General features: G+C 62.6%; 11 protein-coding genes. 6 read left to right on the forward strand and 5 right to left on the reverse strand.

The genetic code is table 11. The features are described from left to right. Positions 1-18 precede the first annotated feature (18 nt). Both ACDI39_RS06455 and ACDI39_RS06460 read left to right on the forward strand, forming a co-directional pair. Complete coding sequence (locus tag ACDI39_RS06455; protein WP_253091224.1) at positions 19-1263, forward strand: saccharopine dehydrogenase family protein; 1245 nt, start codon at positions 19-21, stop codon at positions 1261-1263. 354 nt (positions 1264-1617) lie between these two features. Then, positions 1618-2925 carry a substrate-binding domain-containing protein gene (locus ACDI39_RS06460; protein ID WP_253080342.1) on the forward strand — a complete coding sequence of 436 codons (1308 nt, stop codon included), beginning with the start codon at positions 1618-1620 and terminating at the stop codon, positions 2923-2925. A gap of 46 nt (positions 2926-2971) precedes the next feature. On the opposite strand, the gene ACDI39_RS06465 is transcribed toward ACDI39_RS06460, so the two are convergent. Continuing rightward, on the reverse strand, positions 2972-5209 hold the full coding sequence (locus ACDI39_RS06465) for a TonB-dependent siderophore receptor (RefSeq protein ID WP_253091223.1): 2238 nt from the start codon (positions 5207-5209) through the stop codon (positions 2972-2974). A 327-nt stretch (positions 5210-5536) separates the two neighbouring features. On the opposite strand from ACDI39_RS06465, the gene ACDI39_RS06470 reads away from it, so the two are divergent. Beyond that, complete coding sequence (locus tag ACDI39_RS06470) at positions 5537-6622, forward strand: TerC family protein (RefSeq protein ID WP_253104548.1); 1086 nt, start codon at positions 5537-5539, stop codon at positions 6620-6622. A gap of 116 nt (positions 6623-6738) precedes the next feature. On the opposite strand, the gene ACDI39_RS06475 is transcribed toward ACDI39_RS06470, so the two are convergent. The 4 genes from ACDI39_RS06475 to ACDI39_RS06490 form a co-directional block, all read right to left on the reverse strand. Further along, positions 6739-7149 (reverse strand): hypothetical protein, encoded by a 411-nt coding sequence (locus ACDI39_RS06475; RefSeq protein WP_486538068.1) that lies wholly within the window; start codon positions 7147-7149, stop codon positions 6739-6741. A gap of 389 nt (positions 7150-7538) precedes the next feature. Beyond that, a complete protein-coding gene (locus ACDI39_RS06480; RefSeq protein ID WP_368816566.1) occupies positions 7539-7940 on the reverse strand; it encodes a hypothetical protein in 402 nt (133 codons plus the stop codon). Then, positions 7933-9078 carry a hypothetical protein gene (locus ACDI39_RS06485; protein WP_486538071.1) on the reverse strand — a complete coding sequence of 382 codons (1146 nt, stop codon included), beginning with the start codon at positions 9076-9078 and terminating at the stop codon, positions 7933-7935. Before ACDI39_RS06485 ends, ACDI39_RS06480 begins: the two co-directional genes overlap by 8 nt. A 566-nt stretch (positions 9079-9644) precedes the next feature. Then, positions 9645-10874: an acyl-CoA dehydrogenase gene (locus tag ACDI39_RS06490; protein ID WP_225789647.1), complete on the reverse strand. Its 1230-nt coding sequence runs from the start codon at positions 10872-10874 to the stop codon at positions 9645-9647. A gap of 141 nt (positions 10875-11015) precedes the next feature. Between ACDI39_RS06490 and ACDI39_RS06495 the strand changes: the two genes are divergently transcribed. The 3 genes from ACDI39_RS06495 to ACDI39_RS06505 all read left to right on the forward strand — a co-directional run bounded on the left by ACDI39_RS06495 (position 11016) and on the right by ACDI39_RS06505 (position 14868). Further along, complete coding sequence (locus ACDI39_RS06495; protein ID WP_225789648.1) at positions 11016-11942, forward strand: LysR family transcriptional regulator; 927 nt, start codon at positions 11016-11018, stop codon at positions 11940-11942. 188 nt (positions 11943-12130) lie between these two features. After that, positions 12131-13285, forward strand: a complete 1155-nt coding sequence (locus ACDI39_RS06500; protein WP_486538074.1) for a cysteine desulfurase family protein — start codon at positions 12131-12133, stop codon at positions 13283-13285. Between the two features lie 110 nt (positions 13286-13395). Then, a complete protein-coding gene (locus ACDI39_RS06505) occupies positions 13396-14868 on the forward strand; it encodes an MFS transporter (RefSeq protein ID WP_486538076.1) in 1473 nt (490 codons plus the stop codon). The last annotated feature ends 36 nt before the right edge of the window (positions 14869-14904 follow it).

The raw sequence follows: 14904 nt of genomic DNA on the forward strand, positions 1-14904 counted from the left end.
TAAGGAGAAAGGGTTAAATTGAAGAAGAACGTTCTTATCATTGGTGCAGGAGGTGTCGCCAAGGTGGTGGCCCACAAGTGCGCGCAGCATAACGACGAACTCGGTCGTATTGCGATTGCGTCGCGGAACATCTCCAAATGCCAGGCCATCATCGACAGCGTCAAGGCCAAGGGTAGCCTCAAGGTACCCGCCGACATCCAGGCCTTCGCGCTCAATGCCCTCGATGTCGAGGCGACCAAGGCGCTGATCCGCGAGACCGAATCGCAGATCGTGATCAACGTCGGTTCCGCCTTCCTCAACATGTCGGTGCTGCGTGCCTGCATCGATACCGGTGCCGCCTACCTGGACACCGCCATCCACGAAGAACCGGGCAAGATCTGCGAGACGCCGCCCTGGTACGGCAACTACGAGTGGAAACACCTCGAAGAGTGCCAACAAAAGAACATCACCGCCATTCTCGGCGTCGGTTTCGACCCGGGTGTGGTGAACAGCTACGCCGCCCTTGCGCAACAACAGTATTTCGACCGCATTGATTCGATCGACATCCTGGATGTCAATGCGGGCTCCCATGGCAAGTATTTCGCCACCAATTTCGACCCGGAGATCAACTTCCGCGAGTTCACCGGGCAAGTCTGGAGCTGGCAGAACAGCCAGTGGACCAGCAACAAGATGTTCGAGGTCAAGCGCACCGACGACCTGCCGGTCGTGGGCTCGCAGAACCTCTACCTGACCGGCCACGACGAAGTCCATTCGCTGTCGAAGAACCTCGATGTGCCGAACATCCGCTTCTGGATGAGCTTCGGCGAGCACTACATCAATGTGTTCACCGTGCTGAAGAACCTGGGCCTGCTCTCCGAGCAGCCGGTCAAGACCGCCGAAGGCCTGGAAGTGGTGCCACTGAAGGTGGTCAAGGCCGTCCTGCCAGACCCGGCCTCCCTGGCCCCGGGCTACACCGGCAAGACCTGCATCGGTGACCTGGTCAAGGGCACCAAGGACGGCCAGCCACGCGAAGTGTTCATCTACAACGTGGCCGACCACGAGCAAGCCTACGCCGAGACCGACAGCCAGGGCATCTCCTACACCGCCGGCGTACCGCCGGTGGCCGCCGCCCTGCTGGTCGCCCGCGGCGACTGGGACGCCAAGCGCATGGTCAACGTCGAGGAGCTGTCGGCCGAGCCGTTCCTCAAGGCGCTGGACGTGATGGGCCTGCCGACCCGGGTCAAGGATGAGAAAGGCGATCGTCCCTGGGACGCCGAAGCCTAAGCGGCAAGACGAAGGGGCGCCATGAAGGCGCCCCTTCTGGTTTGTGCAGGGCGCACAAAGCTGGGGTCGTTACGCATCCCTTTTCCGACTGTTCCGGCGCCCTGGCAAGGCCGCTCCCATGTTAGTCACGGCGGTGATTTGCAGAACAACCCTCAGTCTGTGGGAGCGGCCTTGTGCCGCGAAAGGGCTGCAAAGCTGCCCCAATTGGCACAGTGCTTCAATCACCTGGAAGTGCTGGCCTATTCGCGGGGTAAGTCGAGTCATCGAACCACCGCCCTCATGGCTGCCACTGTCACCCAACGTTCACGCCACTGTCGTAATCTGCGGGACAACTCCATGCCAAAGGCCTCCGGCATGCCCCGCTTCCTCGCCCTGTTGCTCTACCTGTTCCCCCTGCTGGCCCTGGCCGAGCCGGCGCAGCTGCGCATCCAGGGCTCCAACACCATCGGCGCGGGCCTGGCACCGGCGCTCGTGCAAGGCTTGCTGCGTGCCCAAGGTGCCATGGCCATCGAGCAGACGCCTGGGGCCGTGGCCAATGAAAGCGAGATTCGCGCCCGTGACAGCCAAGGCCACCCCGTGCGCATCACGATCGCCGCCCACGGCTCCAGCACCGGCTTCACTGCCTTGGCGAGTGGCGAGGCGGACCTGGCTGCCGCCTCGCGCTCGATCAGCGACGACGAGGCGCAGCGCCTACGGAGCCTGGGCAACCTGCGCAGCAGCCGGTCGGAGCACGTCATTGGCCTGGACGGCGTGGCGGTGATCGTCCACCCCGACAACCCGCTGGCACAACTGACCATCACGCAACTGGCACAGGTGTTCTCCGGCCAGGTACAACGCTGGGAACAGCTGGGCGTACCCGGCGGAGCGATCCGCCTGTACGCGCGCGACGACCGCTCCGGCACCTTCGAGACCTTCAAGGCGCTGGTGCTCGACCCGCACCACAGCGAACTGGCCGCCCAGGTGCAACGCTTCGAATCCAGCGAAACGCTGGCCGAGCGGGTCAGGGCCGACCGCCAGGGCATCGGCTTCAGCAGCCTGGCCACGGTGCATGGGGCCAAGGTCCTGGCCATCGCCGAAGGCGACGCGCCGGCCATGCTGCCCAGACGCGCCCTGGTGGCCAGCGAAGACTATCCGCTGACACGACGGCTGTACTTCTACCTGCCCACCAATGCCCGCCCCCTGGCCCAAGCCCTGGTCGAATTCACCCAAGGCCCCGCCGGCCAGGCCATCGTCGCCGACCAGGGATTCGTCTCCCAACAGGTCAAGGCCCTGCCCGTGCCGATCCAGGCCAACATGCCGCCCCGCTACCAGGCCCTGGCCGGCGAGGCACAACGCCTGAGCGTCAACTTTCGCTTCCAGGAGGGCAGCGCCAGCCTCGACAGCAAGGCCCAGCGCGATGTACAGCGGGTCGCCGATTACCTGCGCCAGGCCGGCAAGCTGCAGCGCAAGGTGGTGCTGGTGGGCTTTGGCGACCCCAAGGACACCCCGGGGCGCGCTGCCCTGCTCTCGCGCCTGCGGGCGATGGCGGTACGCCGGGAACTGGCCCGGGATGGGGTGGAAACCAGGGAGGTGACCGGCATGGGGGATGAGCTGCCGGTGGCCGACAACGACGTCGAGCAGGGACGCCTGCGCAACCGTCGGGTCGAGGTGTGGGTGTACTGAACGTTGCGAACGGGGCCGCACAGCGGCCCCGAAAAGCGCTGGGCCTTTAGAAGTCGTACCGCGTGGTCAACATGAAATTGCGCGGGTCACCGTAGTAGCCACCGTTGTAGAAGCCCAGGTTGTTGAAGTACTTCTTGTCGGTCAGGTTGTTGCCGTTCAGGGTCACCGACAGCTGGTCGGTCACCTGGTACCTGGCCATGGCATCGAGGATCAGGTAGCTCGACTGGGTGTAGCGTTCGGTTTCGCCGTTGCCTGCCGGGCTGTCCAGGTCCTTCCACACCTTGCTCTGCCAGTTGGCCGAACCGCCGACGGTCAGCTTGTTCCATACGCCCGGCAGGCGGTAGGTGGTGGACAGGCGCAGCAGGTTCTCCGGCTCGATGGTGGAGATCTTGTGGTCGTCGCCATCCCGGGTGATGCGATGGGTGAAGCCCCCTTGCACGTGCCAGTCCGGGGTCAGCTCGCCGGCCACTTCCAGTTCGAAGCCACGGGTCTTGGCGCCCTGGATCGAGCGGTAGATGCCACGGTTGGTCACAGGGTCGGTCGCCGCGAACTCCGCGAGGTTGTCCTGCTGCACCTCGAACAGCGCCAGGCTGGCATTCAGGCGGCCGTCGAAGAACTCGCTCTTGATCCCCAACTCGTAGGCATCGCCCTCCTCCGGCTCGATCATCTTGCCGCTGGCGTCCTGTTCGCTTTCATGGGGCTTGAAGATGCTGGTGTAGCTGCCGTAGACCGACCAGGTGTCGTTCAGGTCGTAGACCACCCCGGCATAGGGCACGACCACGCCATTCTCCTCCAGGTCCTGGACCTTCTCGCGCTGGTCGGTCGCGGTGGTCAGGCGCGTGCTGTCCAGTTCCCAGTTGGACAGGCGGCTACCGACGATCACCGAGAGCTTGTCGGTTGGCTTGAAACGGGCGGTCAGGTAGGCAGCCTCTTCACGCAGTCGAGTATCGACCTTGGTGAGCGGGCGCCCCCAGTCCGGCTCAGGGAAATCGCCGGCCCACTGGTAGATATTGGCGCTGCCGAAAAAGAACGGCCAATTGTCCTCGTGGGCGCGGATATCACGGTGGGAAATCCCGGCCACCAACTCGTGCTCGCGGCCCAGCAACTGGAACGGGCCGCTGGCATACAGGTCGTAGGCGTTCTGGTCGGTCTTGTAGCGGTAGCGCCCCAGCCATACGCCCATGCCACCACCGGTGGCCGCATCGGGAAAGCCACTGGCCGCCGAGCCCAGGGTGGCCGGCGAATCGGTTTCGGTACGGCTGGCCGAGGCCTTGATCGTCCAGTCGTTGGCCAGGCGCTGCTCGAGGGTGACGAACAGGTTGTCGGCGGTGTTGTCCCACTGGCTCCACTTGGCGGCGGGGTTGAACGAGCGCGACATGGCGAAGTCGTTACCATTGTTATCCAGCAGCGGCGTCGACGGCCCCCACGAAGAACCTTCCGGGCGATTGGTCTGACGGCTGAGCCCGACGCTGAGCAGGGTGTCTTCCGACAGGTCGGCCTCGACGATGCCGTACATCACCTGCTTCTTCTCGGACAGGTTGTCCATGAACGACTGGCTGTCCTCATAGGCGGTGACGAAGCGTCCGCGCACGTTGCCGCCCGGCGTCAGTGCGCCACCGATGTCGAACTCGCCACGGTAGGTGTCCCAACTGCCGGCACCGAGGGAGGCATAGCCGGAGAGCTCGCGGGTCGGCCGCTTGCGCACCAGGTTGACGGTGGCCGAAGGGCTGCCGAAGCCGCTGAGCAGGCCGGTGGCGCCACGCAGCACCTCGACGCGGTCGTAGATGACCATGTCGGTCTGGTCGATGCCGTTGCCGAAGCGAAACGCCGCCGGAACGCCATCGATCTGGAAGTTATCGATCTCGAAGCCACGGGCCTGGAAGCTGGTGCGGTTGCTGTCGAGCTTGGTGACGGTCACACCGGGCGTCTTGCCGAGTACGTCACTGATGCTGGTGAGGTTCTGGTCGTCCATTTGCTGGCGGGTGATCACGCTCACTGACTGTGGCGTTTCCCGCGGCGACAGGGCCATGCGCGTGGCGGTACGGGTAGCGCCGGTGGTGTAGGAGCGGCTGCCCTCGGTAATCTCGCCCAGGCGAGTGTCGGTGATGGCGGTGGCGCCCAGCTCCAGAGGGCCCTTGCTGCTGGCGTCCTCGGCCCAGGCCATGCTGCTCGGTGCGGCCAGGCTTGCCGCAAGAACGGCCAATGCCAGCGGCTGGCGCCGCAAGCGAACGGTGACGGCATTCCCTGCCAGGTGGACCGCGTTCAGAGAGTGGTGCTGTTGCACGCTTGTTGACCCCTAGTTGATCTGTTTGCTCGATACGTTTGGGGGCTCATCACGGGATTTATTCTTGGTTTTGAATGCATTGCCGAACGGCATGCCCGCTCTGCGGCAGGCCGGAACGAATCTTAATGTTTTTCACGATTTATTTACAATTGGGAATTAATCTCAAATATTGGATCCAGGCAAAAAAATGTAACAGCACATCGGTCGGCATTCCTGGCAAAACAGGTCTAGGCTCAAGCCCATGTGATGCCGGGCCCCTCTGACGGCTGCCGAGCCGCCATGTCGGAATCACTGTTGCCATGCAACGTCGACAATCAAGGAGGGGCTATGGCGGCTCTACAGACATTCCTCACGACTTCTTTCCTCGGCACCAGCACCTGGTTGTGGCTGGTGTTCATCGCTATCGTCGTCGGCCTGCTGGTCCTGGACCTGGGCGTGCTGCACCGTGAGAACCGCGAGATCGAGATGCGTGAAAGCCTGCTGTTGTACTCAGGCTATTTCAGCGTCGGCGTGCTGTTCGGCGCATGGGTCTGGTACGAACTGGGCGCCCAGTCGGCCCTGGAGTTCTATACCGGGTTCCTGGTGGAACAATCGTTGTCGATGGACAATGTGTTCGTCATGGCGATGATCTTCGGCTTCTTCGCCATCCCTCGCCGCTACCAGCACCGGGTGCTGTTCTGGGGCATCCTCGGGGTGGTGTTCCTGCGGGCGATCATGATCGGCGTGGGGGCGGCGCTGGTGCAGAACTTCGCCTGGGTGCTGTACCTGTTCGGCGCCTTCCTGCTGTTCACCGGGGTGAAGATGGCCTTCTCGCGCCAGGAGAGCCATCCGGACCTGGCCAACAACCCGGTACTGCGCTTCGTGCGCCGACACATGCGGGTGACCGACCAACTCCACGGCGCGCACTTCTTCGTCCGCCTCACCCCACCAGGAACGCACAAGGCCTTGCGCTATGCCACCCCGCTGTTCCTGGCCCTGGTGCTGATCGAGCTGGCCGACCTGGTGTTCGCCGTCGACAGCGTGCCGGCGATCTTCGCCATCACCCAGGACCCGTTCATCGTCTATACCTCGAACATCTTCGCCATCCTCGGCCTGCGCTCGCTGTACTTCGCCCTCGCGGCGCTGATGCACCGTTTCGTCTATCTCAAGTACGCACTGGCCCTGGTGCTGATCTTCATTGGCTGCAAGATCTTCTACCATGGGCTGGTGGGCAAGGTGCCGGCGCTGTTGTCGCTGGGGGTGACGTTCGGGTTGCTGCTGGGTGGGGTGGTGTTGTCGTTGGTCAGGACGCGGGATGGGCATGCCAGTCCGGTAGCAGCCACTGTCGAAGATGCAAAGCCAGAAGCGCCGTCGTCAGCGGTTGACAACGAATCAAGGAATGAAGAAAAGAAAGACCCGCATATGCGGGTCTGACTCTGGGCTTGACCATTACCGATGCGACTCAAGGCCGCTGGCTCCGTCGAACGTCAAGGCAACAAATTCCACGTGCGCATTTACCCAAAGTGATGACTCGCAGCGAAAACCAGGTCCTAACTCATGGAAAAATATTCCGTCAATTCAACCAAGCCTGCAAAAATCGCCAACCATACCAACCCAACGATCGTTAGCCATACTGATATGACCATTCTCCTTCTCAGCTTTACAGGAAAATTATCAAGCTCCTCTGGGCTTAGTAGCCCCCTGCGCAAATGCGGCCCTGGAAAGGTCACCAGTCCGCATACCGAGCATATGAGCAACCAGCGGGACTTGAAACTCCCCATCCCCCAGAAACCTTTCATCTGTTCAAGATACGGATTACTCTTAATAGCAGAGATAGCAATATAAAAACTAGCAGAACCCGCAATGCACGCGCTGATTGCCACTCCAGACATTCCAATAACAAAAGGTATCATGATTAGAATTATCTGTAGTTTCACTGGCCATCCATTTATATCAATCATTGTCGTCCTCATAAACCTTCCCGGCCATCCGCTCGCCTGACCCTCCGCCCCAATAACCATACTTTAAATATTTTGCCGCCTTCGCTATCTTATTTAACGGTGACCCACATCCTGGGTGTCTCCCCTCGTTTTTGATCTGTGATTCGTTGGGCAGGAACCTGTGGAGGCCAGTCAAGCGAAGCATGACTCATGCGAGAACGCAACAACAAAAGAAAAAGATCTACAGATACGGCCAAAAAATAAAATCACTTAATTTTTTCGCAATATTATTTTTGCACAAATAATCATCGACATTTGAAACTTCCAGTCCCCACGCACGTTTCACCTGCTCTAAATGGGGATCACTGGCGATGGCAGAGCACGCGACCAGGTAGTGCAAACTTGAACGCTCACTTCGTCTTTGCAAACTGTATCAACGCATACCCGACCATCATCCAACTAAAGCCAACGATTACCAGCCAAGTTGAGAGCACCAGCTTGCGCTTGAGGGCCTTAGGGAACGCCTTTAACTCCTCCAAACTAACAAGCCTTCTACGTGCATGATATCTAGGAAAAGAGAGAAGCCCACCCGCTAGGCAAACTACTATCCAGCGTGCCCGATAACTGGTGGCACCCAAAAAATTCTTCATTTGTTCCAAGTAAGGACTACTGCGTATCGACGACTTCACGATCTCGAACTCATGCGACCAAGCAACGTATGCGCTGATGGCCACTCCCATCATCATGAAAATGAGTGGTGTAACCGTAAAGGCAAGCTGCACTTTCAGTGGCCAGCTGTTTATATCAATCATGCTGCCCCTCATAAATCTTCTCCCCTACAAGCTCGCCAAAGCCTTCGCCAGCAAGACCACCGACAACCGAGCCAGCCCCCACGAGTGCAATGCCGCACACCGGCGCCCCAATACCTGCCGTCCCTACGGAAAAAACACCACAGACCGAAAGGGCCGCCAGCCCTGCGAGTTGACCACCTGCTGTGCCTCCTGCAAGGCCACCGGTAAAGCTTCCAGCTTCGGTCAAACGAACTTTCTTGCAAGCCTCCGTCTCGCCGGCACGACATACCTCTTGCACTTTCAAATAGGACGAAGCACCACCCAACCCAACCGCAATATGTCCACCGTACTTAAGGTATTTACCAGCCTTGGCCACCCTTTCCAGATGCGTCGCATACCCTGGAATCTGCCCCGGCCCACCCGCTTTCGACCAGTGATGAACAAGGCTCTTGGTTGAAATATTCAAATCCTTTCTTAACCGCTCATAGCTTCCAAGGTTCAGTTGCTTGTTGAGAAATGCTGCTTTCAACTGACCGTCCAGCTGTTGCAAGAGTTGACGCCGCGAAGCGAAGAACTGCGGGCTGTTCAAATGTCCATGCTGCACGAACTCACGCTGATGCAGTTGCTCGATCTGCGTCAACGTCCTGCTAACTTGCTTCAACCCTTGGTCCAGCATGTCCTTGCCTACGCCCATCGACTGGCTCGCCCCGCTGAGCAAACCCGCGATCTCGGCTTGGTGCTGCATCATGAAATCTGCCTCAGCGAAATCAAGCGCAACCAAGGCGCGCCGCGCACGCTCCGCAGCCTCCATCAGTTGGGCTTCCTCACGGGTGCAGACATCACCCTTGTCTGGGTCGCCGATGACGAAGATCTCTCCCGCCTTGAACCCCTCCTCGAACGTGGGGTTGAGCATTTGCAGCCGAGAGATCGGCAAGGTGTTGTCATGCTCGGCCAGCTCAAGCAGCAGCTGGGAAAAGGACATGCTGCGCGGCACGATGTAGAAACCGGGCTCGAGGGTGCCGGGCAGCGCGCTGGCGTAATGCCGCGAAGCGCCGTCGAGCGCAGGGTTCCAGGCCTGGGCAGAGGGTGTACTGGCTCGCGCCGTGGCCTGCTGCGAGGCCTGCGGAGACGGCGGCGGGCTGAAGAGCGGCGCTACCACACGGTTGCTCCCGCTAGGGCACCCGCAGGCCACCAATGCCCCGTCCATCACCACGGGTCGGCCATCGGAAATGAAGAAGGGGTACCCGGCCAACCTCGCCACACAACGGACAGGGTGTCGTGGCGTCGCCCTCTCGAAGGACCATGCGTCCGCCGGAGAAATAACCCGCGCCCGTACCGATACAGGTTGCGCCCGTGGTGGTGAGGTCGCCATCGACCGCCTGCCCTTTGCCATCCAGACTCACACGCATGTGCCAGCTCCTTGTGCTTGGTCAAGCCAAGGAACCTAGCAGCTTAGGAAGGGGCTTTTTCCCTGCTTGCGGCGTTATAGACGTTTCCTACAGACAACACAGAATTTACGGTCAACCTGCACCACTTTAATGGCGACGCGGACTCCGCTAGCGACTTACGCCAATAGACGATCGATGCCCCTTCGTCTATCTCAGGCAAGCGCTCGCCCCATCGCCAGCAAGCCCACGTTGCTCTGCATGACACACGATTTGTGAGCACCGCAGACCTCGGCGATGGGCTGCAAGGCAGCCCCAAGATGCCAAAGACAGGCTCCAATCAATGCCCGCCGCGCAACATCTCCCGCGGCACGTACTTGCCGATCTCGTACTTGCCAATGGCCGCTCGGTGCACTTCGTCCGGACCGTCAGCCAGGCGCAGGGTGCGCTGCATGGCATACATGTAGGCCAACGGGAAGTCGCCGCTGACCCCTGCCCCGCCATGCATCTGGATCGCCCGGTCGATCACCTTCAACGCCACGTTCGGCGCCACCACCTTGATCTGGGCGATCTCGCTGCGTGCCACCTTGTTGCCGACGGTGTCCATCATGTAGGCAGCCTTCAGGGTCAGCAGGCGCGCCATGTCGATCTCCATGCGCGAGTCGGCGATCTTGTCGACGTTGCCGCCCAGCCGCGCCAGGGGGCGACCGAAGGCGGTGCGGCTCACCGCGCGCTTGCACATCAGCTCCAGGGCGCGCTCGGCCATGCCGATCGAGCGCATGCAGTGGTGGATGCGGCCCGGGCCCAGGCGCCCCTGGGCAATCTCGAAACCACGTCCCTCGCCGAGCAGCACGTTCTCGTAGGGCACCCGCACGTTCTCGAACAGCACCTCGGCATGGCCATGGGGAGCGTCGTCATAACCGAACACCGGCAAGGGCCGTACAATCTTCACCCCGGGCGCATCGGTCGGCACCAGGATCATCGAATGCTGCTGGTGGCGCGGCCCTTGCGGGTTGGACAGGCCCATGAAGATCATGACCTTGCAGCGCGGGTCACAGGCGCCGGAGGTCCACCACTTGCGGCCATTGATCACCCACGCATCGCCGTCGCGCACGGCGGTGGCGGCCATGTTGGTGGCGTCCGAGGAGGCCACGTCCGGCTCGGTCATGGCGAACGCCGAACGGATCTCGCCACGCAGCAATGGCTCGAGCCACTGGCGCTTCTGCGCCTCGCTGCCGTAGCGCACCAGCACCTCCATGTTGCCGGTGTCCGGCGCCGAGCAATTGAACGGCTCCGGCCCCAGCAGCGAACGCCCCATGATCTCGGCCAACGGCGCGTACTCAAGGTTGCTCAGGCCCGCACCGTACTCCGACTCGGGCAGGAACAGGTTCCACAGGCCTTCGGCACGGGCCTTGGCCTTGAGCTCCTCCATGATCGCGGTGGGCTGCCAGCGGTCGCCCTCGGCGACCTGGCGCTCGAACACCGGCTCGGCAGGATAGACGTAGGTGTCCATGAACGCGGTGACGCGCTCGCGCAGCGCCTGGACCTTGGGCGAATAGGCGAAATCCATGAGGGGTTACCTTCAGTCGATGAAGAACATGCAGCAGAGCCTAGAGCACCGGCGCTCCATCCACCTAGTCTATTTTCTATGTGTATAAACATTCATAACCGATATATGATCGGCCAATAATTCCAACAAAGAGCGGCGCCCATGAACCTCAGCAAGGTCGACCTCAACCTGTTCATCGTCTTCGATGCCATCTACACCGAAGCCAACCTGACCCGTGCCGGGCAGATCGTCGGCATCACCCAGCCGGCAGTGTCCAATGCCCTGTCGCGTCTGCGCGAGACCTTCAACGACCCGCTGTTCGTGCGCACCGCCCAGGGCATGGTGCCCACGCCCATGGCGCAGAACATCATCGGCCCGGTGCGCAACGCCCTCGCCCTGCTGCGCACCTCGGTGCAGGAAAGCCGCATCTTCAACCCGCAGCAAGCCAACAAGACCTTCCGCATCAGCATGACCGACCTCACCGAGGCGGTGATCCTGCCAGCGCTGTTCCAGCGCCTGCGCCGCCTGGCGCCTTCGCTGGTGATCGAGAGCTTCCTGTGCAAGCGCCGCGAGACCACCAAGGAGCTGGCCGCCGGGCGCCTGGACTTCGCCGTCGATGCGCCGCTGAACATCGATCCGCAGGTGCGCCACGTCAAGCTCATGCACGACCGTTATGTCTGCGCCCTGCGCCCGGGCCACCCGCTGGCCGACGGCAAGCTGACCCTCGACAGCTACCTGGGCATGACCCACATCCATATCTCCAGCCGCCGCAATGGCCTGGGCTACGTCGACCTGGCCCTGGGCAAGATGGGTGTGCAACGCAAGATCGCCCTGCGCTCGCAGCACTACCTGATGGCCTCCCAGGTGCTGCAGCAGACCGACATGGTGATGACCGTCCCCGAGCGCTTCGCGCGCCGCCACCAATTGCGCCACCTGCCCTTGCCGGTGGAAGTGCCGCCGCTGGAAACCCACCTGTACTGGCACGAGAGCACCGACCAGGACCCGGCCAACCGCTGGATGCGCGAGCAGATCATCGAGCTGTGCGAACGTGTGGTGGCGCAAGAGGAAAAAACCTCGGAACCGACCTGACCTGGCGAACGGTTAGAGATGAGCACCTTCAAACAAGAGAAATATTTCCTACAAACAAGACCAAAAATGGAAATATTTTATTAGCCTCCAGAAAAAGAGCGAACAGAAGGCAAAATGCATCCCGCTGCGCCGCGTACGATGGCTCCATCGATCGCCATCCCAAGGCGACAAGCACGGACTCGCCCATCATGCCTAGCGCCCCGCTCTACTTCGACTATGCCGCCACGACCCCGGTCGACGACCGGGTCATCGAAACCATGCTCGCCTGCCTCGGCCGCGAGGCCAATTTCGGCAACCCCGCCTCCCGCGGCCATCACTATGGCCAGGCTGCCAGCGAGGCCGTGGAGCAGGCACGCCGCCAGGTGGCCGAACAGGTCGGCGCCGACCCAGCCGACCTGGTCTGGACCTCCGGCGCCACCGAGTCCAACAACCTCGCGCTCAAGGGCATCGCCCAGGGCGTCGAGCGACCGGGCCACCTGATCACCAGCCAGCTGGAGCACAAGGCCGTGCTGGATACCGTGGCCGAGCTGGAAGGCCTGGGCTGGACGGTCACCCGCCTGGCACCTGACCAGGCCGGCCTGATACGACCGCAGGCGGTGCACTCGGCGCTGCGCGAGGATACCCGGCTGGTCTCGCTGATGGCAGTCAACAACGAGCTGGGCACCGTCACCGACTTCGCCGCCATCGGCGACCTGGTGCGTGCCCATGGCGCCCTGTTCCATGTGGATGCGGCCCAGGCCGTGGGCAAGGTGGCCATCGACCTGGCCCGGGTAGCGGTCGACCTGATGTCGTTCTCGGCCCACAAGGTTTATGGCCCCAAGGGCATCGGCGCGCTCCATGTCGGGCCTCGGGCACGGGCAACACTGCGCGCGCAGATGCATGGCGGCGGGCACGAGCGCGGCCTGCGCTCCGGCACCCTGGCCACCCACCAGATCGTCGGCATGGGCAGCGCCTTCGCCCTCGCCGGCCAGCCCGGCGACAGCGAGCACCAGCGCATCGAGCGCTTGAGCCAGCGCCTGCGCGAGGGCCTGCTGGCCCTGCCGGGGGTGAGCCTCAACGGCTGCCCTACCCAGCGCATTGCGCATACCCTGAACCTGTGCATCGATACCCAGGGTTTCAACAGTGCCGCCCTGGCCAGCGAGCTGGCGCTGTCCTCGACCTCGGCATGCAACTCGGCCAGCAACGCCGCCTCCCATGTGCTGCTGGCCCTGGGGCTGGATGAAAGACAGGCACGCAACAGCGTGCGCCTGAGCCTCGGGCGCTATACGACCGAGGCCGAGGTGGACAAGGCGATCGAGGTCTTCACACGGGTGCTGACGGCAGCCAGCGCGTCGTTGTGGTGAGGGAGGGAGGCGCTGTCGCCGGCTCCCAGGCGGCAGCGTCTCGATGTTTGAACTCCGGCACGGCAGGTGGCTCCATCGGGTAACCACTCTTCGCCAGCGAAGGACCTGCCATGACCACCCGAGCCCTGCGCGAGCCCAGCACCACGGACCAGCACCTTTACGCCACCGATATCCCCGCGCGCCTCGATCGTCTGCCCTGGACCCGCTTCCACACATTGCTGGTGCTCGCCCTGGGCATCACCTGGCTGCTCGACGGCCTGGAGGTGACCCTGGCCGGCTCGGTGTCCGGCGCGCTCAAGGACAGCCCGGTGCTGCGGATGAGCAACACCGAGGTCGGCCTGGCCGGCGGCGCCTACATCGCGGGTGCCCTGCTCGGCGCCCTGTTGTTCGGCTGGCTGACCGACCGCCTCGGCCGGCGCAGGCTGTTCTTCGTCACACTGGCCTTGTATATCGGTGCCACGGCGGCGACGGCCTTCTCGTGGAACCTGGAGAGTTTCCTGCTGTTCCGCTTCCTGACCGGCGCCGGTATCGGCGGCGAGTACACCGCGATCAACTCGACCATCCAGGAGTTCACTCCGGCGCGTTTTCGGGGCTGGGTCGACCTGACCATCAACGGCACCTTCTGGCTAGGCGCCGCCCTGGGCGCACTGGGCTCGGTGGTGCTGCTCGACCCGGCGCTGGTCGGCGGCGAACTGGGCTGGCGCCTGTGCTTCGGCATCGGTGCGCTGCTGGGCCTGTTCATCGTGCTGATGCGCCTGTGGATCCCGGAAAGCCCGCGCTGGCTGATGATCCACAACCAGCCGCAGAAGGCTGAGCGCATCGTCGCCGACATCGAGCGTCGCTACCGTGAGCGTGGTATCGAACTGCCGCCCATCGACCGCCCTCCCCTACACCTGCACGCCCGCGACCACACGCCGCTGCGCGAAGTGTTCCACAGCCTGTTCGTCGATCATCGTCGCCGTGCGCTGGTGGGCCTGACCCTGCTCAGCGCCCAGGCGTTCTTCTACAACGCCATCTTCTTCACCTATGCGCTGGTACTGACCGATTTCTACGCGGTGCCCTCCGAAGACGTCGGCTGGTACGTGCTGCCCTTCGCCCTGGGTAATTTCTGCGGGCCGCTGCTACTCGGCAGGCTGTTCGATGTGGTCGGCCGACGCATCATGATCAGCGGCACCTACCTGGTTTCCGGCGTGCTGCTGACCCTCAGCGGCTACCTGTTCCAGCAGCAACTGATCGATGTCACGCAACAGACCATCGCCTGGATGGTGATCTTCTTTTTCGCCTCCGCCGCCGCCAGCTCCGCCTACCTGACCGTGGCCGAGACCTTTCCCCTGGAGATCCGCGCCCTGGCCATCGCCGTGTTCTACGCCTTCGGCACCGGCCTCGGCGGGTTGCTCGGGCCGACCCTGTTCGGTGCATTGATCGAGACTGGCGAGCGCAGCAACGTGCTGTACGGTTACCTGGTCGGCGCCGGGCTGATGATCGCCGCGGCCTGGGTGCAGGCACGCTGGGGCGCGGCGGCCGAACGCCAGCCACTGGAACAGGTGGCCAGGCCCCTATCGCAGGTGCGTGACCGGCGATAGGTCGCAGGTGACTGATTCTGGGGCGCGGGCGGCCCC

The organism is Pseudomonas sp. Tun-23181, assembly GCF_057415455.1.

Coding starts and splice junctions, on each gene's coding strand:
- ACDI39_RS06505 (WP_486538076.1), top strand. CDS start 13,396: ATGACCACCCGAGCCCTGCGCGAGCCCAGCACCACGGACCAGCACCTT.
- ACDI39_RS06495 (WP_225789648.1), top strand. CDS start 11,016: ATGAACCTCAGCAAGGTCGACCTCAACCTGTTCATCGTCTTCGATGCC.
- ACDI39_RS06470 (WP_253104548.1), top strand. CDS start 5,537: ATGGCGGCTCTACAGACATTCCTCACGACTTCTTTCCTCGGCACCAGC.
- ACDI39_RS06500 (WP_486538074.1), top strand. CDS start 12,131: ATGCCTAGCGCCCCGCTCTACTTCGACTATGCCGCCACGACCCCGGTC.
- ACDI39_RS06490 (WP_225789647.1), bottom strand. CDS start 10,874: ATGGATTTCGCCTATTCGCCCAAGGTCCAGGCGCTGCGCGAGCGCGTC.
- ACDI39_RS06480 (WP_368816566.1), bottom strand. CDS start 7,940: ATGATTGATATAAACAGCTGGCCACTGAAAGTGCAGCTTGCCTTTACG.
- ACDI39_RS06475 (WP_486538068.1), bottom strand. CDS start 7,149: ATGATTGATATAAATGGATGGCCAGTGAAACTACAGATAATTCTAATC.
- ACDI39_RS06460 (WP_253080342.1), top strand. CDS start 1,618: ATGCCCCGCTTCCTCGCCCTGTTGCTCTACCTGTTCCCCCTGCTGGCC.